Below are 20,498 nucleotides of genomic sequence, written 5' to 3'. Positions count from 1 at the left end.
GAGGAACTCTCCGTGGTTGGCTGCGACCTCGGCATGGGCATAGACGTCGAAGCACCTGACCGGCGCGCTGCGATGAGTACGTCGTCTACACCGACGAGAGTGTCAGTGAAGTACCTGTCGACCGCCGACCCGCTGTCACTGAATTGACCGACCGCCGAAGGCCTGCTGCAGCGGGATCGAATTGTCCTGCCACGGAGTGAGGATCCACGCGACGAGGTAAGCGCCGATTCCGAGTACGGGGAGGAGGAACGAAGCGAGAACGATGAGCCGCATGATCCAGACGTTGATGCCGGTCACCTCGGCGAGGCCCCCGGCAATACCGCCGAGGATGCGGTCGGGACCGCGACGGAAACCGATTTTGCGGATGGAGTCGAATAGTGAGTTCATGTCTTCGACTCTACGGATCTGCCGTCACCGCGGCACTAGTGCTGACCGTCGAGGCCGATTGAGGAAAACCGGAATCCGCGCCGATCCAATAACGCCGCTTCGGCGGTCCGTCACTGTTTTCGCGTGCGTCTTCGAGGACTCCCCCGCACCGTTCGATCACGCTTGCCGAGGCGATGTTCGTCTCATCGCACGTGACGAGCACGCTCTCGACTCCGGCCGATCGCAGACGTTCGACCGAGCGGGACAGGATCTGCTGGGCGTATCCTCGGCGACGGAATTCCGGGGCGACTGCATATCCGACGTGCCCGCCGAAATCGAACAGGAAGTCGTTGAGTTCGTATCGGATGGAGGTGCGACCCACGGGTCGCCCGTCCACCTCGGCGACGAGGAATTCCGCGCGTACTCGGCCCGGCGGGAGATCGATTCCCCTAGCCTCGCGCTCGTGGGTGGTGATGATGTCGTCCCATGTGCCCTCGGCTTGGAGGAATGCGAAGTCGTCGGCCCGCAAGCTGCTCATGGAAGTCCCTCATCACCGTTTCATCGGCGGGAGCCAAGGGTCGCAGTTGGAGGATCTGGCTCATCATGCTCCTTCGAATGCCGGTTCCTCGCGTCGCGCGAAATCCGGGGCGTGTTCTGCGGTGATTCCCATGCCGAGGATACGCGCCGGCACCACGGTGAGCGCGGGGAAGGTCCTCAGCAGCCATTCCAACGGCGCCAGCGGGCGGATGTCGCCGCCGTGGTGGACGACGGGTTCGATCATCCGGTGGATGCCGCCCTGCAGCAGTTCGACTGCCTTCGTCGTCAGCAGGCGTCTGCGCTGGACCCGTCGCAGCTGCCGAATCGGCACTCCGCCGGTGCGCAGCGAGTCGGCGAGCAGTCTAGCCGTGGCCATGCCGTCCTGGACGGCGAGGTTGACGCCGACTCCGCCGAGTGGACTCATCGCGTGCACCGCGTCGCCGATGCACAGCAGACCGTCGACGAACCACCTTGGTGCCTCGTTTCGACGCACGTCGAGCAGCTTCACCTCGTCCATCTCGATTCCTGCGACATCCTCGGCGAGGGCGGGGAAGGTTCTGGCTACCGCTCTGCGCAGCGCCTCGACGCCCTCCGCCCGGAATCGTGCGTCCTCGCCCTTCGGAATGAGCCGGGCGATCTGCACGTGCCCGTCCCGCGGAATCGCAACGAAGACGCTGCCGTCGTGTGAGCGGGGTGCCACGGAGTCGGGGAGCTCCGCCTCGGTGTCGATCCGGAACCACCACACGTCGATCCCGGAACGCAGTTCGCGGACCGGAAGTCGCGCCTCCTCCCGCGCCTTCGACCAGCGGCCGTCGGCGGCCACGACGAGTGGCGCCCGGAACTCGGTCTCGCCGTCGACCCCGACCGCGCGAACGCCGATGACACGGTCGCCCTCCCAGATCAGGGACGACATCTCTGTGCCCATCCGCAGGTCGAATCCCGGTTCGTCCTCTCCCGCCTCGGCGAGCAGGTTGAGGAAGTCCCACTGCGGGGCGATAGTCATATAAGGGTGCGCGGTGTTCAGCCGCGACAGGTCGCCGAGGACGAAATCCTCGCCGTTCCGATCCTGGAGGCTGATATTGCTCACTCGACGGTGGGTGATGCGGGCGAACCGATGGTAGAGGCCCAACTCGTCGAGGAGGCGCAGAGTGGACGGGTGGATGGTGTCGCCGCGGAAGTCGCGGAAGAAGTCCTCGTGCTTCTCGAGAATGACGACTCTCACCCCGCCACGGGCCAGCAGCAGGCCGGCCACGATTCCGGCGGGGCCGCCTCCGCTGATGATGCAGTCGAAATGCTCAGTTTCGTGTCGGGCGGCGTGTGTGCTGTCGGTGTCGGCCATGACACTCTCCTCGGCTGGACGGCACTGCGGCTCCGGGAGCCGGCGGCACCGTTGACTCTGTGAACGCTGGGGCTCAGTTCCCAGCGTAGACCTCGCACCGGGCGACGGAAATGGGGATCGTGATCCGGCCAGCCGACCGACCGCCTCGGCGACGGAGGTGACAACTGGTTCAAAGTGCAGGAGAGGAGCCTGAAATCCGGGCACTCACACTTTGAACCAGTTGATGTGCCGGCACCTGGTCAGTTGGAGCGTCCGCCGGCCATCTTCTCGGTGACGTCGAAGCGTTCGCGGTAGCGGCCGGTGAGCAGGCACCACTGCGAGTACAGCGCGGTCGAGGAATTGAATACGAGCAGCGTGAGCGGATAGAGCAGCCACTGCAGCCACATCGTCACGCGGCGTTCGCGCGGGACGTGGATCGGCCGAGGAGGCAGCAGCGCATTGAACACGATGATGGAGACGATGAGTCCGATCATGCCGATCTGCTGAATGATGCCCACGGTCATCGGCATGCGCTCGACCAACGAGGATGCCTGCCCCGTCTGTGTGGCCACTACGAAGGGGATCCAGCCGCCGATGGCGATGATGATCGAGATCGAGCCGAGACTGACGTGCCCTTCGAGCAGGGAGAAGAAGCGGATGACTCCGGGCCAGAACGGCGCGCGGGCACCAGGGGCGAAGACGCGCACCCCGACATAGGGAACGTCGGAGGCGCCGTACGACCAGCGGCTGAGCTGTTTGAACTGAGCGATCATGGTCGTCCTGAACGTCCCCGCCTGCACCGCGTCCTGGAAGATCGGAACGTGGATGGGGACGACCCGGTAGTCCCCGTCGAAGTGGAACCAGCTGCGCCAGTACTGGTGACCGTCCTCGACAATGGTCCGCTTCGACCAGAAGCCCATCTCGACCAGAGCAGTCAGCGGCTGCGCGTGGGAGGCGAAGTTGCGCAGTGCGAGCCTGCGGACAGTGGTCGTGAGATTCCAGAAGCAGTTCGCACTGGCGACAACTCGCGATGGTGCGGGCACGTCCCAGATGTTCGTGATGTAGAGGCTGATCGGCTGAAACGACAGTCGTTCCCGGTCCGGTGCGACCGCATATTCGTAGGCGACGGCGTCGAAGTAGGACTCGTGCGGAATGTTGTCGCAGTCGAGGCTCGTGACGATCACCCGGCGTGGGTCGATGGCCTCGTCACGGACCCATTCGGCCAGACGGTGGCCGGCGTACGTGATGTTCGCGCCCTTGCCGGCGATCTCGTCCGGCAATCCGGCCGGATGTTCGACGAGGACGAAAGCCCCGAAGCGGTGGCCGTACTCGGCTTCGAGCCGCCGAGCGGTCTCTGCCATGGCCGGTCCTCCCCGTTCCTCATGGGCGAAGAAGACGAGGAGCTGTTCGGGTTTCGTCGACGTGTGCAGCAGGGTGCGGATGGTGTCAGCGATGACCGGGTAGGGCTCGTTGTACGCGGCCACGACGACCGCGTGGAGCAGGGTCGATGGCCGCACGATCGAGGTCGGATCGGCGCTGACTTGAGCGACGAGGGCGGCGTGGTCGGCGGCACGGAACCCACCCCGAGGATGCGCCAAGGAAGGGCGTCCGTCCAGGGCTCGCTCCAGGTCGGTCAGCCGTGCCGCCCAGTCGACGCGAGCGCTGCGGCGAAAGCGGACGAAGCCGCGGGCGACATCGATCGCCCCGAGCATTGCCCGCACGAACATCAGCCCGACGATCGAGAGCACATAGACCGCTCCGAGCATCACATCGACGAACGGCAGGATGAACACGAGCCCGACCGCGGTGAAGCTGATCGCCGCCGGCAGGGCTTCGAAGAAGCGGTACAGCCGGGTACGCGGGCCCATCGGCAGCTCGAGGTCGGTGGGCGGTGGTGCTGCCACCGACTCGAATGCGACGGCTCCTCCGCCGGTGTTCCGAGGACCGGGTGGTGACGGCCGGAGCGGTTGAGGAAGTGGGTGGCCCGAGGTTGGTGATTCGACGGCGGTGACTGGTTCGCGGTTCGCTCTCACTCTCTCGATCCTGGGTGCCCCGGCTGGACAGCTGTTTGTCGGCAGGTGCAGGTCAGGTGAATATTTCGTGCCGGAGAACGATCTTCCTGGCCGCGTCGGCCGGTAGCATCCAGTCATGACCCACGCAGTTCGCCCGCCCGTGCCCGCCGATGCTGCAGCCATGGCGCGCGTCCATGTCGACACCTGGCTCGAGACCTACCGCGGGATCATGCCCGACGAACTCCTCGATGCCCCCGACCTCATTGATCGACGCCGCCAGATGTGGACGCAGATCCTCGCCGAGGCGGATCGGTCGAAGTTCACCTGCGCCGTCGCCGAATCCGACGGGGAGATCGTCGGCATCGCCATGGCTGGCCCGCCCGAGAATACGGAATCTGCCGAGGACGAACGCCCCGAAGACCGCCACCTCTACGTGCTCTACGCCTATCGATCCATGCACGGCACGGGCGTCGGCCAGGACCTCCTCGACGCCGTCATCGATCCGTCCGTGACGACTGCACTGTGGGTGGCGGATCCGAATCCGCGTGCCCAAGCGTTCTACTCAAAGAACGGGTTCGTAGCCGACGGCACAGTGAAGACCGACGAGTACGACGGAGTGCGCGAAGTGCGGATGGTGCGGCAGGCCAGGGGCGACTGACGACCAGTCAGGTCCAGATGACCCGGTCCTGCGCGCCGAGTTTCCCACCGGCGCCGAGGTGGCCCAGCGTGATTGCCCCATCGAGCGGTCCGCCTGCGGGCTCGACGATGGTGATGGTCGGATCAAGCCGTGCGGCTTCGGTGCGGAACCCCTCGACGAGGTGGCTCCCCGCGGCCGCGACTCCCCCGGTGAGCGCGATGTATACGGGCCTATCCGCGTTCCGGCTATCCGCACGTGCGGCGGCAGATTGCGGTGCGCCGTCGGCAAGGGTCAATGTTGACGAAACGTCGACTCGGCAGGCTGCGCGCGTCGCGGCAAGCGCGCTGCGGGCAGCTTCCTCACCCGCGCTGCGGAGCAGGTCGGCCGATGCTGTGTCGCCGGCTCGAGCAGTCTCGGCGATGTCGACAGCGAATGCGGCGAGGATTCCGGCCCGGTCATTGCGGGTATAGAACTGACCCGGCCACGAGGCGGGTGGGCCGAATCGTCTGGCGGCCGCTTCGAGCAGTGCACGACCTCGTTCGTCGATACCGTCGTGAGTGCGCAGAGCGAGTTCGAGACCATGACGTCCCAGCCACGCTCCTCCCCCGCGATCGCCGAAGAGGTGTCCCCACCCATCGGCTCGTGACCATTCGGCTGACCAGTGGCCTGCCTCACCCGGACCCGGGTGGGCGATGGCGATCGCTCCGGTGCCGAGCACACTGATCGCCCCACCGGTTCCACCGAGGGCGCCGAGGTGGGCCGTCACGGCATCGATGGCGGCGACCGCCGGCACACCGTTCTCGGCCGAGATCTCGGCGAGGACTTCAACAGGATCCTCGGCGAGAGAGGCGATCCCGGTCGCACCGATGCCGATGCCGCTGACCTCCGAGAAGCCTTCGGACCATGTCTCTGCGGCCGTTCTCACGAGTTCCCGAATGACGGAAAGGACGTTGCTGCCACAAGGCCCGATCTCGATGCGCGGTCCGGCGATCTGGTCGACGATGTGTGGGACGGACTCCGTGTCATCAACGCCACCGAGCGCGGCACGACTGCCGGTGCCGCCGATATCGATGCCGAGGATCAGACTCATGCGCCCACGGTACCCGGCCCAGGGTTGTCCTGGCCGGAATCCTTCGGTCTGGAACCGGCTCCAGCATCGGACGATGCGCCCACCCGGACAAGCTCGGCGATCGCGGACCTGACCGATCCGTCATGGGACTCCAGGGTCGACACAGCCAGGGCGGGGGCCGCCTCGGTGAAGGAGACGACGATAGCGGTCTTGAGATCGCCATCGCAGCTCTCGAGCAGAGCTCGCGCGTCGGCGTCTCCCAGGTCGGCGGCCTCGCGGAGGATGCGCACAGTGCGCTCGCGCAGCTTCGCGTTCGTCGCGACGACGGAGACCATGAGGTTGTCCCAGGTCCGGCCGAGAGCGACCATGAGCGCGGTCGAGAACCCGTTGAGGGTGAGCTTCTGGGCGGTGCCGGCCTTGAGCCTGGTCGATCCGGTGATCACTTCGGGGCCGGTGTCGAGCACGATGTGGTCATCGGCTTTCTCCGCCAGAGAGGCGTACGGGTTGTTCGAGATGAGCACAGCGTGGGCGCCGTTGGCCCGCGCCGCGTCGAGCGCCCCGCCGACGTACGGGGTCGACCCGCTCGCGGCGATGCCGATGGCCACATCGTCGGGTCCGAGCTCGGCACCGGCCGCGGTTCCGTCGGCCCCGGAGTCCTCGGCGTTCTCCACCGCATTGACCAATGCCGCCTGACCACCGGCGATGTGCCCGATGACCCGGCCCGGTTCGAGGTTGAACGTCGGCAGGAGCTCGCTCGCATCGAGGACGCCCAACCGCCCCGAGGTGCCTGCTCCGAAGTAGTGGACACGGCCGCCTCGGCGCATGCGGTCTGCGGCGATGTCGACGAGTTCGGCCAGCTGCGGCAGGGCCGCGGCGACCGCATCGATGACACCGTGGTCTTCGGCGTTGAGGACCCGCAAGACTCCGAGGGTGTCGAGTTCGTCGAGTCCGGAGCTGGCCGGATTGCGCTGCTCGGTCGGGGACAGCGGCCGCTGGGAGGAGGTCATGGACGGGGGCTTCCTTCCGCCTCGGCGATGGTGGGCTCTTCGACTGTGGTCTTGTGGCGCAGACCGAGCAGGCCGCCGACGATGAAGGTGACGATGACGCCGAGCAGCGGGTACCACTGCCACGCCACCCACACCTCGCCGGTGACGTACTTCTCCATGACGAAGAAGAACGCGTTGACGGCCACGGCCAGGGCGAAGGCGATGTTCGCGTCGACGGCACGGGCTCGTTTGTTGACGATGCCGAAGACGAACGCGCCGAGCAGACCGCCGTACGTGATGCCGGCGATGCCGAGAGCCAGGATGACGATGTTGCCGGAGTCGGATTCGAAGATCGTGGCGGGCAGGATGAACGCGATGCCCCAGCCGATCGTCGCCCAGCGGCCGACCTTGAATCCCTGTTCGTCGGTCATCGGGGTGCGCTTGAGCTTCGCGTAGACGTCGTTGACCGTCGAGGACGACAGGGCCGACAGCGACGACGACAGCGTCGACATCGCGGCTGCGAGGATGCCGGCCAGCAGCAGTCCGGAGATTCCCGTGGGCAGGCCCTCGATGATGAACAGCGGGAAGATCTCGTCGTCGCGGGTCAGGCCGAGATCCGCGGGCAGCGCGTGATCGTAGTACGCCCAGAGAGCCAGACCGACGGCGAGGAAGATCGCGAACTGGACGACCACGACGAATCCGGAGGTGATGAGAGCCTTCTGCGCCTCGAGCTTCGACCGGCACGACAGCAGGCGCTGAACGATGAGCTGATCGGAACCGTGGGAGGCCATCGCGAACACGGCGCCGCCGAGAACCGACGGGATGAATGAGGTGTCCGCGGAGATCGGGTTGCCTTCGAAGACGAAGATGTTCGTCTTTCCGGCCTCGACCGCCTCGGCGAGCCATCCGCCGCCGATCGATGCGGAGATGATGATGATCGCGAGGATCCCGCCGAGGACGTAGAGGATCATCTGCGCGACATCGACCCAGATGACGGCCTTGATGCCGCCGATGAACGTGTACACGATCGTCACAAGCGAGAGGACGACGATGATGACGAAGTAGTTCGTGTGGATGCCGAGCCCGTCGAGGATGACCTTGAGCGGGATGGCCGCGGCGAGCACGCGGATGCCGTCGGCGAGCAGTCGGGTGAAGAGGAAGGTCACGCCGGCCGTGGTCTGAGTCGACTGGCCGAAACGTTTGCCCAGGTAGGCGTACGCGGTGATCATCTCACCGTCGTAGTAGCGCGGCAGCATGAAGTAGGCGACGATGACGCGGCCGAGGATGTAGCCGAGTCCGAGCTGCAGGTAGTTGAGGTCGCCGAGGTAGCTCATGACGGGGATGCCGATGACGGTGAGCGCGCTCGTCTCGGTGGCGACGACGGACAGACAGACGGCCCACCACGGCAGGTCGCGCCCGCCGAGGAAGTAGCCCTTGAGGCTGCTCTGTTTGCCGCTCAGTGCCAGTCCCAGCCACGCCGTTGCGACGAGATAGGCGATGATCACCAGGAGGTCGATGATCTGCATTGGTCTCTCCTTGTTGGGGGTGTGGAGTGTGTCGGTTGATCGGTGGTCAGGAGGTGCGTTCGTCTGTGCGGCCGAGCGGGTGGTGCCGGGTCCGGCCGCGGTTCAGTCGGTCAGTTTCAGTCGGGTGGGTCGTCGGTGGAGGGGTTCGGGCAGACGCAGCGGCCCGTCACCGGGAGTGAACCGGCCCGCGATGCGCGGTCCGATCGCCCCGGTCAGACTCGGTTGCGTGCCGTCGAGTCCGTGCCAGCTCAGCCACCCGAGAAGCGCCATGAGCAGCGCTTCCTTGCTGCCTTCGGGCAGCCCGAAGGCCTCATCGGTGCTCGTGAGAGCGATGCCCTCACCCAATTCCTCGCCGAGGCGGCGCATCAGCTCCGGGTTCCTCGTCCCACCTCCCGAGGCGATGACGGTGGTGACATCGTGCTCGCGGACCGCCTCGGCGATGGTGCGCGCGGTCAACGTCGTGACTGTGGCGATCTGATCATGCTCGCCGAGGTGGGGGTGGGAGTCGAGGTATGAGTCGAGGTAGGCGGCGTGGAAGAGTTCCTTGCCTGTCGATTTCGGGGCGGGGCACGCATAGAAGGGCTCGGTGAGGAGCTCGGTGAGCAGGGCCGCGTCGACGGTGCCGGCGGCAGCGAGCGCACCGTCGCGGTCATAGTTCTGCCGGCCGTCGGTGATGCGGCGGGCGAGGATGTCGATGAGGGCGTTGGCCGGGCCCGTGTCGAAGGCGATCGGGTCCTGGCCGGGAGTGATGACGGTGATGTTCGCAATTCCGCCGAGGTTGAGCACTGCGGTCGGAGCCTCGGCGTCGGAGAGCAGGAGGGAGTCGAGCAGCCCGACGAGCGGGGCACCCTGTCCCCCGGCGGCGACGTCACGGGAGCGGACGTCGGAGAGGACTGGCACACCGAGTCGTTCTGCGATGAACGCCGGCTGTCCCAGCTGGAGGGTCGAGGTGACTTGCCCGTCGGTGATGTCGTGGCGGACGGTCTGGCCGTGGCTGACGACGAGGTCAGGGGTCAGGTCGTGGTCGGTGCAGAGTTCGGACAGGGCGTCGGCGCAGAACCGGCCGAGCCGGGCGTCGACACTGCTGACCAGCGATAACGGCAGATCTGCTGGTTCGAGAAGGCGAAGGATGTCGGCGGAGAGCTGGTCGTCGAATGGGGTTTCGCGTTCGGCGAGGATCCGCACGGTCAGGGTGGTGGGGTCCGCGCCGACGAGGTCGAAGCTGGGTGTGGGTTCCGTATCGCTGATGGGGTCGGGCCGGAATTCGGCGACGACGAGATCGAGGCCGTCGGCGGAGGTTCCGGTCATGAGTCCGGCGATGATCATGGCTGCGCTCCTCCAGTGTGGTCGGGGACTGTGGCGGCGGTAGCGGAGGGGACGGCTCCGGCTGCTGCGGGGGCGGGGACGGTGAGTTCGGTGCGGACTTTGTAGCGGTCGCCTCGGTAGACGGAGCGAACGAATTCGAAGGGGCGGCCATCGGCACCGCGGGAGATGCGCTCGAACAGCAGGGCGGGTGAGAGTTCTTCGACGCCGAGGTGTTGAGCCTCGCCGACGTCGAGGAGGGTCGGTTCGATCGTCTGCACGCTGTGATTGAGGCGGATGCCGAAGTTTCGGCTCAGCAGATCGTAGAAGGACTGGTCCTCGAGGTCGCCTGGGCTCAGCCCCGGAACGAGAGCCGAGGGGACGTGGAGTTCTTCGAGTGCGATCGGTTCGTCGTCGGCCAGGCGCAGGCGCAGGATCGCGATGACGTCGTCGTCTTCGGCGATGTGGAGTCGACGAGCGATGTGCGCGCCCGCCTCGGCGACGTCGAAGCTGAGGATATGGGACCCGGGACGCATTCCGCGGGCGAGCATATCCTCGGTGAAGGAGCTCGCGGCCAGCGGTTGGTCGAGTTTCGGCCCGAGTGCGAAGACACCCGTGCCGTGCCGCCTGCGGACCATGCCCTTGGCGACGAGTTCGTCGATGGCGCGGCGCAGGGTCATCCGCGAGATGCCGAGCGTCTCGGCGAGCTGCCGTTCCGGAGGGAACTGCTCACCGGCGGCCATGTCCTCGAGACGGTCGAGGAGCTGGTCGCGGATGGCATGGAATTTCGTCACACCACCATTGAGGCACAGGACACACCGCTAAATCAAGACCACTGGTCTATTTTGTGTCGCGCATACCTTCGGTCAGCGTTGCGCTCGCGCCTTCGATCAAGCGCTCTCTCACTTTCAAGCGCTCCCTCCCCTCGATCAAGCGGGGCCGCGAATATGGCGTCGTAGACCATGACAATTCTGCGCCACCGCTTGATCGGCGCAGCACAGGCAGGCGGAGGCCGAGAGGACGGAAAACGAGCGGGCGGAAACCGGGCAGGCGGAAAACGAGCGAGCGGAAGCCCGTCAGACGAAGAACAGCGAGAGCAGGAAGGCGAAGATCAGCCCGAAGACGCTGACGAGAGTCTGGACCATCATGTGCGTCTTCGTCGCCTGACCGATCGTCATGCCGAAACTCTCCTTGACGAACCAGAATCCTGCATGGTTGACCCAGTTCAGGCCGATCGATCCCGAGCCGATCGCAATGACGACCAGAGACACATATGCCCCGGAGTGATCGCCGATGAGAGGGGCGACGATGCCGGTGGCCGAGGTGATTCCCACGGTCGCCGATCCGGTGGCGAACGAGAGCAGGATGCCGATGAACCAGCCGAGCAGGATGAGGTTCATCTCCAGATGAGAGGTCGCGCCGACGACGGCGTCGCCGATGCCCGAGTCCTTGAGCACCTCGTTGAAGGCACCACCGCCGCCGATGATGAGGATGACTCCGGCGATCGACTTCAGGCTGTCGCCGAAGGAGCTGCGGATCCGCTCGCCGCCCATTCCCGAAGTCCAACCGAGCGCGATAGCGGCGAAGATGACTCCCGCCAGCATCGCGATGACCGGATTGCCGATCACCTCGGCGATGGGTTCGAATGAGGACTCAGGCGCCACGAGTTGAACCACGGTGTGCACGAGCATGAGCACGACGGGGACGAGGACGGTGACGAAGGCGAGCCAGACCGGAATCGTTCGCAGTTCCTTCTGGTCCGCCTCGGCGCGGGCTCCGGTGTACTGGTCGATGAGGTCAGCGGTCGGTTCGAGCTTGACCCGTGGGGCGATCCAGCGGGCGTAGACCGGGCCGGCGAGGATGACGGTGGGAACCGCACAGACGAGCCCGAGGCCGATGGTCATTCCGACGTTCGCGTTGAGTCCGGACACGGCGATGAGTGGACCCGGATGGGGTGGAACCATGCCGTGGAGGCAGGCGAGCGCGGCGATCGCGGGGACGAGGATGCGCAGGTACCACAGCTTCTTCTGCCCGGTCTTCTTCTCCAGCTGCGAGGCAACCGCGTAGATGACCGGGATGAGGACGACGAGGCCGACCTCGAAGAACATCGGGATGCCGATGATGAAGGCAACACCCGTCATGATCCACGGAGCGGCCTTCGGCGAGGAGTGCTCGATGACGAGGTTCGCGATCCGCTGGATGGCACCGCTGTCGGCCAGAAGCCGTCCAAGCATCGCTCCGAGGGCGACGACGACACCGGTCTCGCCGAGGGTGTCGCCGGCTCCGGCGACGATCGTCTCTGGAATCTTGGCGATCTCCTCACCGGCGGCCAGGGCCGTCACAGCGGAGGTGATGAGGAGAGCGAGGAACGGATGCAGCTTCGTCTTCCAGTTGATGAGGAGGATGAGCAGCGCGATCGACGCGAAGAGAAGCGTTACGAGGTATGCGGTTGAGCCAATCACTGGGGCAACGTTACGCCCCTGCCCGCGGGAATCGGGAACGAGGGGTTCACGCGGGACGGCGAAATCCCTAGCATGAAGCCATGACTGCATATACCGGACAGAAGCTGCTCGACGCACTCGACTCCCAAGGGCTCGGCGACTGGCAGGGGCTGCCGGACTGCATCGGCGCCCGGTTCCTCACCGGCGACTTCGCCACCGGGCTTGATCTCGTGGCTGAGATCGGGTCCCTCGCCGAGGCGGCCGGCCACCATCCCGATGTCACGCTCACTTTCCCTCACGTCGACATCCGCCTGACCAGCCACGACACCGGTGCCGTGACCGAACGCGACCTCAACCTCGCCGGGCAGATCAGCGAGGCGGCCGCCTCGGCGGGGGTGAAGGCGGACCCGACCATCCCGGCACTTCTCGAACTCGGCCTCGACACCGCGAACCAGGACGCCATCGCCCCGTTCTGGGCGGCGCTCCTGACCGGGGATGCGAGCAACGTCTCCGGACCTGACGTCGTCGATCCTGCCGGACAGATGCCGCTGCTGTGGTTCCAGGATTGCGAGGAACACGAGGTTCCGCACCAGCGTCTGCACGTCGACGTCTCCGTACCTGCGGCGGTCGCGCCGGAGCGGATCAGAGCTGCGGTCGACGCCGGAGGCACGATCGTCGACGAGTCCCAGGCGCCGTCATTCACCGTCCTCGCCGACGCCGATGGCAATCGCGCCTGCGTGTGCACGCTGGCAGGACGCCCGTAAGCTGGGATACGAACTCATCCGCTCAGCCCAGGAGACAGCGTGTACCAAGCCGCCGAGAACCGCTATGACTCGATGACCTTCCGCCCGGTCGGCCGGTCCGGACTCGTCCTTCCCGCCCTGTCACTCGGGCTGTGGCACAACTTCGGCGACGATGTCGCCTTCCAGAACCAACGCGACATCGTCCGGCGCGCCTTCGACATGGGCATCACGCATTTCGACCTGGCGAACAACTACGGCCCTCCTCCGGGGTCGGCGGAGACGAACTTCGGCCGGCTGCTGCGCGAAGACCTCCACCCCTACCGCGATGAGCTCATCATCTCGACGAAGGCCGGCTGGAACATGCACCCCGGCCCTTATGGGGGCCCCGGCGGCAGCCGCAAATACCTTCTGGCCAGCCTCGATGCGTCCCTGCGCCGACTCGGCCTCGACTATGTCGACATCTTCTACTCCCATCGTCCCGATGCTTCGACGCCGCTCGAAGAGACCATCGGTGCGCTCGACACCGCCGTGCGCTCCGGTCGCGCGCTCTACGCCGGGATTTCCTCATACTCCGCCTCCGATACGGCCCGGGCCTGCCAGATCGCCCGCGATCTCGGTACTCCCCTGCTCATCCACCAGCCGTCGTACTCGATGTTCAACCGGTGGATCGAAGACGATGGACTCCTCGACACAACCGCTGACGAAGGGCTCGGCGTCATCTGCTTCTCCCCGCTTGCGCAGGGCCTGCTCACGGACAAGTATCTCGACGGAGTGCCCGAAGATTCGCGCGCGGGCAAGGCGAAGCCATCGTTCAAGGACGGGTTCCTCAGCGCCGACAACCTCACCCGGATTCGGTCGCTGAATGACATCGCCGCCGCACGCGGTCAGTCGTTGGCACAGCTCGCCCTGGCCTGGGCGCTGCGGGATGAGCGAGTGTCCTCGCTGGTCATCGGGGCCAGCCGTATCGAACAGCTCGAGCACAATGTCGCGTCTCTCGACGCGGCACCGTTGAGCGATGAAGAGCTCGGCGCAATCGACGAATTCGCCGTCGATTCCGGCGTCGATATCTGGGGAGACGCGCGCCGCAGCACCTCAGAGGGCGATGCCCGATGAGTGGCGATCACGTGGATCCTGACCGCACGGATACCGCTGAAGACGCGGATACTGCGGAGACCACAGAAGGTGAGAGCACGGCAGGGGAAAGCCCCTGGGCGACGATCAAACCCTGGCAGGGCAAGGCTCAAGGTCTCGACAAGCTGCTGCTGTTCATCATCATCGGCGTCCCGCTCATCTACCTCGGCCTCATGCCGCTGCGACCGTGGATGCTCGTCAATGCCCCGGTCGTGCAGGAGTTCATCAACGGCGCGAAGACCTCGATCGTCGCTGCCGCCGCCTATGCCCGGGTCGGTGAGATCCCGTTGTGGCTGGTCATCGTCGCCGGCTTCGTCGGCATGGCCAAACTCGATTGGGCGTTCTGGCTGGCCGGTCGCCGGTGGGGCGACGGTGTGCTGCGGCTCTTCGCGCAGAACGAACGTCAGCTCAAACGCATCAACCAGCTGAAGAAGATCCCGAATTGGGCCCTGTTCCTCATGACGCTGATCTCGCGCTGCCCGGGCATCCCGGGCACCCTCGTCTACCTCGTCGCCGGGTGGACGCGGATGCGGCTGTCGCTGTTCCTCGTCGCCGACCTTCTCGGCTGCCTCATCTTCACGCTCATCTGGACCTTCCTGGGCTATCAGCTCGGAGAGGCCGCGGTCGACATCCTCAAGGTCATCGACAAGTACGCCCTGTGGCTGACTCTGGCCCTGATCGTCGGCATCTTCGCCATCAGCTTCTTCAAGGAATACCGCAAGCAGAAGAAAACCGAAGCTGCGGGTGACACCTCCGAGAACTGACCATTCGCCCCTGACCGGGAGCCGCGTCGAATTCCGGTCAGGTGTCTCGGATCAGGAACCGAAGGACAGGAAGGTCTCACGCATGCGCTGCGGGTCGGCCTTCTGGCCGCTGAAGAGTTCGAACGCGTCGATGGCCTGATTGACCGCCATCCCCGATCCGTCGAGCGTGCGGCACCCCTTGGCCCTGGCTTCGGCGAGCAGCTGCGTCTCGAGCGGGAAGTACACGACGTCGGCTACCCAGGTCTCCGCCCCGAACACCGAGGTGTCGACAGGGGTACCCGGATACGCCTTCATCCCCACCGGGGTCGCGTTGACGATCCCCTGCGCCGAGGCGGCCGCCCCTTCCAGCTCATCGAGCCCGATCGCTCGCGCCCGGACCCGAGAGCCCGTGACGGTCCCGATATCCGTCGCCAGACCGGCGGCCCGGTCGATATCGGTATCAGCGATGATGAGTTCACCGACGCCGAGTTCGGCCAGGGCGAACCCGACGGCACGGCCGGCTCCGCCGGCACCGATCTGCACGACCGCCTCGGTGGCGGCACCGTCCAGTCCGGCACGGAACCCGGCGGCGAAGCCGGTGACGTCGGTGTTGTATCCCGTCGTCCGTCCGGCATCGTCGATGACGACGGTGTTGACCGAATTGATGCGCGCGGCCACAGGATCGACCTCGTCGAGGAGATCGATGACCTGCTGCTTGAACGGGTGGGTGATGTTGAGCCCGTCGAAGCCGAGCCGGATCGCTGCGGTGAGCAGCTCCGTCAGTGTCGCCTCGGCGAGGTGGGGGCTGCCGATGTCGATGGTGCGGTAGATCGTGGGGATGAAGTGCGCGGCACCTTCGTTCTCGTGCATCCGCGGGGTGCGAGAGGCGGAGATGCCGTCGCCGATGAGGCCGAGGAGGAGGGATGAGGTCATAGTCTCGCTTTCGCATTGTTGAGGTGGTCGATGAGGATCTCGACCGCGTGGACGTAGCCTTGTGCGCCGGCTCCGGCGATGACGGCCGCGGCCACGGGTGAGAGGTAGGAGTGGTGGCGCACGGCTTCCCGTGCATGGGGATTGCTCAGGTGTACCTCGATGATCGGGTGGTCGTAGGATTTCAGCGCATCGTGCAGAGCCAGGGAGGTGTGCGTGTACGCTCCGGCGTTGATGATCGCGCCGACAGTGGAGTGCCGGGTTTCATGGACGGCATCGATGAGCCCGCCCTCATGGTTGCTCTGGATGCAGCGGACGCTCAGCCCCGCCTCGGCGGCGGTATCGGCGCACATGGCCTCGATATCGGCCAGCGTGGTGCGGCCGTAGATCTCCGGTTCGCGCTCCCCGAGGAGGTTGAGGTTGGGGCCGTTGAGGACGAGGATCTCGGGCCGGGGACTCGTTGGGGCGGGGGCCGCCTCGGTAGTGGTTGCGGGCATGGTCACCTCGGGAATCGGGCGGCGATCAAGGCCGCGGTTTCGTTCAGTCGGGGCACGAATTCGATGAGCTCGCCGAGGCTGCGGCGGAAGACCGGAGCGGCGAGCGCGAGCGAGGCCAGCAGGGTGCCGTCGAGATCGAAGACGGGCACTGCCAGGGCGTTCATGCCGATGTCGTTCTCTTCGGACTGTCCCGCCCATCCGTCGGCGCGGATCTGTTCGAGGCGTGTGCGCATCTGTTTCGGATCGGTGATCGAGTTCGGGGTGCGAGCGACGAGATCGAGCGCGTCGACGGTGGCATCGGCCTGTGGATCATGGGCGAGCAGAGCCTGACCGATCGCCGAGGTGTGCAGCGGAGATTCGTCTCCGGGGTCGGTGGTCGTGCGGAACTGCGGGCCGTCGACGGTGAGCACGGTCAGTGCGGCATTGCCGCGACGGACGGCGAGGATGCTCGATTCGCCGGTGGAGGCCGTCAGTTCCTGCAGCAGATCCTTCGTCGCTCCGGACAGCCCCCGCCTGTGCGCGACCTTCTGAGCGAGGCGGAAGACCTCCATCCCGAGGGTATAGATCTTCGTGCGTGCATCGAAGCTGGCATACCCGGATTCGACGAGCCCGCCGAGGAGGCGGTACGCGGTCGAGAAGGGGTAGCCGGTTGTCTCGGCGGCCTGGGCGGCGCTGATCCCCTCGGGTGATTCGCCGAGGAGTTCGAGCATCTCGAAGGTCTTCGTCACCGAGTTCGAGCCCTTGGGCGGCATGCTTCGCCTCCTTGCGTTGCTGTGGCAGTTCGGTGGTGCTGGGGCAGTGTGTGCAGATAGTTCGTGAGTCCGGAAAGCAGAATTCCCGCGTTCCACGTTGACAGGCTATGTCATCTCAATCACACTGTAAACCACAATGTAACAATTACTGCCACACTATGGCAATGCAACGTCGGTCCGATGAACGCTCGACAGCGCCGAGGCCGTCGATAAGTCCTGAGAGTGAGAAATGCGAGGAAGCATGAGCAACGCGATCGAGGAAGCTCGCCCCACGAAGAAGACACCGCTGCGCGCGGCCCTGTCGAGTTGGACGGGTTCGGCCCTGGAATACTACGATTTCGCGGTCTACGGGACCGCGGCGGCACTGGTGCTCAACACTCTGTTCTTCCCCGAGACCACCGCACCGGGAATCGCCATTCTGCTGGCCATGGGCACGGTCGGAGTCGCGTATGTCGTGCGTCCGCTGGGCGCGCTCATCATGGGACCGCTCGGTGACCGCTTCGGTCGCAAGTTCGTCCTCATGCTCACTCTGTTCATGATGGGCGTGTCGACCTTCATCGTCGGCTGCCTGCCGACCTACGACCAGGTCGGAATGTTGGCTCCGATCCTGCTCGTGCTCTGCCGCATCGTCCAGGGCCTGTCGGCCTCGGGTGAGCAGGCGAGCGCGATCTCGGTCTCCCTCGAACATTCGGACGAAGAGAAGCGGTCGTGGACGACGAGCTGGACCTTGCACGGCACACAGGCCGGCACCCTGCTGGCCACTGCCGTGTTCATTCCCTTCACTGCCTTCCTGCCTGACGAAGCGCTGTTCAGCTGGGGCTGGCGCGTACCGTTCTGGCTGTCGGCGCTGGTCGTGCTCACCGCCTGGCTCATCCGTCGCGGGCTCGAAGAGCCGCCGGCATTCAAGGAGTCGCGGGTAGAGAACCCACCGCTCATGCAGGTCGTCCGGTGGCACAAGGCTGCGGTCGTCCGCGTGGCCGTGTGCGCCATGGTCAACACCGTGAATATGGTCTTCACCGTCTGGTCGCTGTCGTTCGCCACGTCGATCGTCGGCCTCGAACGCTCGACCATGCTGCTCGTCTCGGTCATCGCCAACGGTGTCGCCCTGTTCGCGATCCCGACGGCCGCGCTGCTCTCCGACCGATTCGGCCGAAAGCCGGTCTTCATCACCGGCGCCGTCGGATCGGGTCTGATGATGTTCCCGTACCTGGGTGCGGTCTCGGCCGGGAACTGGCCGCTCATCTTCGTCTTCGGCGCCATCATGTCCGGCTGTGCGTACTCGCTGGCCAATTCCATCTGGCCCTCCTTCTACGCCGAAATGTTCCCGACGACGGCACGAGTGACAGGGCTGGCCCTGGGCACGCAGGTCGGATTTGCGGTCTCCGGCGGCCTGGCTCCGGTCCTCGCTTCCGCTGTCGCCGGCACCCGAGGAGAGAATTGGGTCTCGGTCGCCGCGTTCACCGCAGGCGTCTGCATCGTCGTCGGCCTGGTCGCCATGACGGCGAAGGAGACGAAGGGACTGAGCCTGGAAGAGATCGATGTCGTCCATGAGGAAAGGTCACGATGAGAACCTCGATTGCCACGGTGTGCCTGTCGGGCACGCTCGAGGAGAAGCTGCAGGCTGCCGCAATGGCAGGATTCGACGGGGTCGAGATCTTCGAACAGGATCTCATCGTCTCCCCCAACTCCCCCGAAGCGACCGCTGCACTGGCCGCAGAGCTCGGACTGAGTCTTGACCTCTATCAGCCCTTCCGCGATTTCGAAGGCGTCGACGAGGAGCACTTCGCCGCCAATCTGGCCCGGGCCGAGGCGAAGTTCCAGCTGATGAAGCGAATGGGCATGACCACGATTCTGCTGTGCTCGAACGTCGCCACCGCGACCATCGACGATGATGAGGTTGTCGTCGATCAGCTGCGCCGCCTCGGCGATCTGGCCGAGAGATACGGCATCGACGTCGCCTATGAGGCACTGGCTTGGGGACGGTTCGTCTCCGAATACGATCGCGCCTGGGATCTCATCAAGGCTGCCGACCATCCGCGCATCGGCACCTGCCTCGACAGCTTCCACATCCTCTCCCGTGGCACGGACCTGTCACGCATCGCCGAGATCCCGGGCGAGAAGATCTTCTTCCTCCAGCTCGCCGATGCCCCGGCCCTGTCGATGGACGTGCTCAGCTGGTCCCGTCACCACCGGGTCTTCCCCGGCGAAGGCTCGTGGGACCTCACCGACTTCCTCGCCCGCGTCGCCGGGACCGGTTATTCCGGACCGGTGTCGCTCGAGGTCTTCAACGACTCGTTCCGGCAGGCCGACACTCAGCGCACCGCTGTCGACGGACTGCGGTCCCTGCGGTGGCTCGAAGCCAATGTGTCGGCAGCTCGTGAAGGCAATGCTTCCTCCGCTCGCACGGGACGCGATCGTGTGCGGCTCGATCTGCAGCCGCTGCCGCAGGTCGCGCAGCCGCGAGGCATCGACTACGTCGAACTGAACACCGATGACCTGGGCGCGCTCACCCGGCAGATCCATCAGCTCGGGTTCCGGTTCGTCGGCTTCCACCGCACGAAACCACACGTGCAACTGTGGCGACGCGGTCAAGCTCGAATCGTCGTCACCGAGCCCACCGGACCGGAGAACGCTCCGATCGAGACATCTGATAAATCCACCGTTGCGTTTGCAGTGTCCACTCCGGATGCAGATTCCACTGCGTCCGAGACTTACCTGCGCGGCATCGGATTCGCCGTCGCAGATGCCGATGCCGCAATGGAACGCGCCCTCCTGCTCTCGACGACCGAGGTTCCTCGCGAGCAGGCTCACGACGAGAAGGTGCTGCGTGGGGTCTTCGCGCCCGACGGGTCAGAGGTCTTCTTCGGTGATGGAGACGGTGAGGATCCGCAGTGGACCGACGAGTTCGGCACCGTCCCGGACGACCGGCAGTCGGCTATCGACCACATCAACTTGGCTCAGCCAGCCCATCATTACGATGAGGCAGTGCTCTTCTACACCTCCCTGCTCGCTCTGACCGCACTGCCGTCCCAAGACGTCCCGAGTCCCTCCGGCCTTGTGCGCTCCCAAGTGATGTCCAGCGCCGATGGGGCAGTGAGGATGCCGCTCAACGTCTCCCCCGATCACAGCCCCAACGCGTTGAGCCGAGGTGCCGGCTCATCTGCCGCGACTTACCCGGAGCATGTGGCCATCGCCTGCGATGACATCTTCACCGCGGCGACGACGGCGGTCGCTCGAGGTTTGAAGTTCTTGGCAGTGCCCCAGAACTACTACGAGGACCTTGCGGCACGCTTCGACCTCGCACCGGAGCTGCTGGATCGGCTGCGAGAGCACAATATCCTCTACGACCGTGACGACCGGGGCGAGTTCCTCCACTTCTATACGTCGACGATCGGCTCGGTCTTCTTCGAGATGGTCGAACGCCGTACCGGCTATCGCGGCTTCGGCGCTCCGAACGCACCGGTGCGGTTGGCAGCCCAGCATCGGCGCAATACGGAAAGCTGAAACA

The 20,498-nt window shown here is 65.6% G+C and carries 19 protein-coding genes; 6 read left to right on the top strand and 13 right to left on the bottom strand.

The annotated features are described in order from the left end of the window. Nucleotides 1–135 precede the first annotated feature (135 nt). The 4 genes from ACSBQT_RS10720 to ACSBQT_RS10705 form a co-directional block, all read right to left on the bottom strand. Nucleotides 136–387 (bottom strand): PspC domain-containing protein, encoded by a 252-nt coding sequence (locus tag ACSBQT_RS10720; protein WP_039209584.1) that lies wholly within the window; start codon nt 385–387, stop codon nt 136–138. A gap of 10 nt (nt 388–397) precedes the next feature. Further along, the gene (locus ACSBQT_RS10715) at nt 398–904 is read right to left on the bottom strand and encodes a GNAT family N-acetyltransferase (protein WP_435001719.1); all 507 of its coding nucleotides are present in this window, start codon (nt 902–904) and stop codon (nt 398–400) included. Nucleotides 905–967: 63 nt separating this feature from the next. After that, nucleotides 968–2,242: an FAD-dependent oxidoreductase gene (locus ACSBQT_RS10710; protein WP_435001718.1), complete on the bottom strand. Its 1,275-nt coding sequence runs from the start codon at nt 2,240–2,242 to the stop codon at nt 968–970. A 239-nt stretch (nt 2,243–2,481) separates the two neighbouring features. Then, the gene (locus ACSBQT_RS10705; protein ID WP_435001717.1) at nt 2,482–4,125 is read right to left on the bottom strand and encodes a hypothetical protein; all 1,644 of its coding nucleotides are present in this window, start codon (nt 4,123–4,125) and stop codon (nt 2,482–2,484) included. Nucleotides 4,126–4,369: 244 nt separating this feature from the next. Here ACSBQT_RS10705 and ACSBQT_RS10700 point away from each other — a divergent pair, with 244 nt between their 5' ends. Then, on the top strand, nt 4,370–4,891 hold the full coding sequence (locus ACSBQT_RS10700; RefSeq protein ID WP_435001716.1) for a GNAT family N-acetyltransferase: 522 nt from the start codon (nt 4,370–4,372) through the stop codon (nt 4,889–4,891). Nucleotides 4,892–4,898: 7 nt separating this feature from the next. Here the strand turns inward: ACSBQT_RS10700 and ACSBQT_RS10695 are convergent, their stop codons facing one another. From ACSBQT_RS10695 to ACSBQT_RS10670, 6 genes are all read right to left on the bottom strand, one after another. Further along, nucleotides 4,899–5,960: a BadF/BadG/BcrA/BcrD ATPase family protein gene (locus ACSBQT_RS10695; RefSeq protein WP_435001715.1), complete on the bottom strand. Its 1,062-nt coding sequence runs from the start codon at nt 5,958–5,960 to the stop codon at nt 4,899–4,901. Beyond that, a complete protein-coding gene (murQ, locus tag ACSBQT_RS10690; RefSeq protein WP_435001714.1) occupies nt 5,957–6,946 on the bottom strand; it encodes an N-acetylmuramic acid 6-phosphate etherase in 990 nt (329 codons plus the stop codon). The genes ACSBQT_RS10695 and murQ overlap by 4 nt, the downstream gene beginning before the upstream one ends. Next, on the bottom strand, nt 6,943–8,451 hold the full coding sequence (locus tag ACSBQT_RS10685; protein ID WP_410708831.1) for a sodium:solute symporter: 1,509 nt from the start codon (nt 8,449–8,451) through the stop codon (nt 6,943–6,945). The genes murQ and ACSBQT_RS10685 overlap by 4 nt, the downstream gene beginning before the upstream one ends. Before the next feature lie 102 nt (nt 8,452–8,553). Further along, nucleotides 8,554–9,777, bottom strand: coding sequence for an anhydro-N-acetylmuramic acid kinase (locus tag ACSBQT_RS10680; protein ID WP_435001713.1), 1,224 nt, complete (start codon nt 9,775–9,777; stop codon nt 8,554–8,556). Further along, nucleotides 9,774–10,547 carry a GntR family transcriptional regulator gene (locus ACSBQT_RS10675; protein WP_435001712.1) on the bottom strand — a complete coding sequence of 258 codons (774 nt, stop codon included), beginning with the start codon at nt 10,545–10,547 and terminating at the stop codon, nt 9,774–9,776. Before ACSBQT_RS10675 ends, ACSBQT_RS10680 begins: the two co-directional genes overlap by 4 nt. A 282-nt stretch (nt 10,548–10,829) precedes the next feature. After that, nucleotides 10,830–12,215: a GntP family permease gene (locus ACSBQT_RS10670; protein ID WP_435001711.1), complete on the bottom strand. Its 1,386-nt coding sequence runs from the start codon at nt 12,213–12,215 to the stop codon at nt 10,830–10,832. 80 nt (nt 12,216–12,295) lie between these two features. Between ACSBQT_RS10670 and ACSBQT_RS10665 the strand changes: the two genes are divergently transcribed. Genes ACSBQT_RS10665 through ACSBQT_RS10655 form a run of 3 tightly spaced genes read left to right on the top strand, consistent with a single transcriptional unit; the run spans nt 12,296 to nt 14,832 of the window. Then, on the top strand, nt 12,296–12,958 hold the full coding sequence (locus ACSBQT_RS10665; RefSeq protein ID WP_435001710.1) for a VOC family protein: 663 nt from the start codon (nt 12,296–12,298) through the stop codon (nt 12,956–12,958). Nucleotides 12,959–12,997: 39 nt separating this feature from the next. Further along, on the top strand, nt 12,998–14,050 hold the full coding sequence (gene mgrA, locus ACSBQT_RS10660; RefSeq protein WP_435001709.1) for an L-glyceraldehyde 3-phosphate reductase: 1,053 nt from the start codon (nt 12,998–13,000) through the stop codon (nt 14,048–14,050). Nucleotides 14,051–14,061: 11 nt separating this feature from the next. After that, nucleotides 14,062–14,832, top strand: coding sequence for a DedA family protein (locus ACSBQT_RS10655; protein WP_410708838.1), 771 nt, complete (start codon nt 14,062–14,064; stop codon nt 14,830–14,832). Between the two features lie 51 nt (nt 14,833–14,883). On the opposite strand, the gene ACSBQT_RS10650 is transcribed toward ACSBQT_RS10655, so the two are convergent. The 3 genes from ACSBQT_RS10650 to ACSBQT_RS10640 are packed head-to-tail and all read right to left on the bottom strand — an operon-like array spanning nt 14,884 to nt 16,990. Further along, nucleotides 14,884–15,744: a shikimate dehydrogenase gene (locus ACSBQT_RS10650; RefSeq protein ID WP_435001708.1), complete on the bottom strand. Its 861-nt coding sequence runs from the start codon at nt 15,742–15,744 to the stop codon at nt 14,884–14,886. Then, a complete protein-coding gene (aroQ, locus tag ACSBQT_RS10645) occupies nt 15,741–16,238 on the bottom strand; it encodes a type II 3-dehydroquinate dehydratase (protein WP_435001707.1) in 498 nt (165 codons plus the stop codon). The genes ACSBQT_RS10650 and aroQ overlap by 4 nt, the downstream gene beginning before the upstream one ends. Nucleotides 16,239–16,240: 2 nt before the next feature. Beyond that, complete coding sequence (locus tag ACSBQT_RS10640) at nt 16,241–16,990, bottom strand: IclR family transcriptional regulator (RefSeq protein ID WP_435001706.1); 750 nt, start codon at nt 16,988–16,990, stop codon at nt 16,241–16,243. 241 nt (nt 16,991–17,231) lie between these two features. On the opposite strand from ACSBQT_RS10640, the gene ACSBQT_RS10635 reads away from it, so the two are divergent. Both ACSBQT_RS10635 and ACSBQT_RS10630 read left to right on the top strand, forming a co-directional pair. Then, a complete protein-coding gene (locus ACSBQT_RS10635) occupies nt 17,232–18,557 on the top strand; it encodes an MFS transporter (protein ID WP_435001705.1) in 1,326 nt (441 codons plus the stop codon). Next, the gene (locus ACSBQT_RS10630; RefSeq protein WP_435001704.1) at nt 18,554–20,494 is read left to right on the top strand and encodes a bifunctional sugar phosphate isomerase/epimerase/4-hydroxyphenylpyruvate dioxygenase family protein; all 1,941 of its coding nucleotides are present in this window, start codon (nt 18,554–18,556) and stop codon (nt 20,492–20,494) included. Before ACSBQT_RS10635 ends, ACSBQT_RS10630 begins: the two co-directional genes overlap by 4 nt. Nucleotides 20,495–20,498: the final 4 nt, after the last annotated feature.

This window comes from Brevibacterium sp. H602 (assembly GCF_051172395.1).
Classification (GTDB): domain Bacteria; phylum Actinomycetota; class Actinomycetes; order Actinomycetales; family Brevibacteriaceae; genus Brevibacterium.
Note: the sequence above shows the minus strand (reverse complement) of the source record. Positions and strands in the feature narration are given on the sequence as shown.

Bases quoted from the DNA above. Each gene is read 5' to 3' on its own strand.
- ACSBQT_RS10720 (WP_039209584.1), bottom strand. From the start codon at position 387: ATGAACTCACTATTCGACTCCATCCGCAAAATCGGTTTCCGTCGCGGT.
- ACSBQT_RS10715 (WP_435001719.1), bottom strand. From the start codon at position 904: ATGAGCAGCTTGCGGGCCGACGACTTCGCATTCCTCCAAGCCGAGGGC.
- ACSBQT_RS10710 (WP_435001718.1), bottom strand. From the start codon at position 2,242: ATGGCCGACACCGACAGCACACACGCCGCCCGACACGAAACTGAGCAT.
- ACSBQT_RS10700 (WP_435001716.1), top strand. From the start codon at position 4,370: ATGACCCACGCAGTTCGCCCGCCCGTGCCCGCCGATGCTGCAGCCATG.
- ACSBQT_RS10695 (WP_435001715.1), bottom strand. From the start codon at position 5,960: ATGAGTCTGATCCTCGGCATCGATATCGGCGGCACCGGCAGTCGTGCC.
- murQ (WP_435001714.1), bottom strand. From the start codon at position 6,946: ATGACCTCCTCCCAGCGGCCGCTGTCCCCGACCGAGCAGCGCAATCCG.
- ACSBQT_RS10685 (WP_410708831.1), bottom strand. From the start codon at position 8,451: ATGCAGATCATCGACCTCCTGGTGATCATCGCCTATCTCGTCGCAACG.
- ACSBQT_RS10680 (WP_435001713.1), bottom strand. From the start codon at position 9,777: ATGATCATCGCCGGACTCATGACCGGAACCTCCGCCGACGGCCTCGAT.
- ACSBQT_RS10665 (WP_435001710.1), top strand. From the start codon at position 12,296: ATGACTGCATATACCGGACAGAAGCTGCTCGACGCACTCGACTCCCAA.
- ACSBQT_RS10650 (WP_435001708.1), bottom strand. From the start codon at position 15,744: ATGACCTCATCCCTCCTCCTCGGCCTCATCGGCGACGGCATCTCCGCC.
- aroQ (WP_435001707.1), bottom strand. From the start codon at position 16,238: ATGCCCGCAACCACTACCGAGGCGGCCCCCGCCCCAACGAGTCCCCGG.
- ACSBQT_RS10640 (WP_435001706.1), bottom strand. From the start codon at position 16,990: ATGCCGCCCAAGGGCTCGAACTCGGTGACGAAGACCTTCGAGATGCTC.
- ACSBQT_RS10635 (WP_435001705.1), top strand. From the start codon at position 17,232: ATGAGCAACGCGATCGAGGAAGCTCGCCCCACGAAGAAGACACCGCTG.
- ACSBQT_RS10630 (WP_435001704.1), top strand. From the start codon at position 18,554: ATGAGAACCTCGATTGCCACGGTGTGCCTGTCGGGCACGCTCGAGGAG.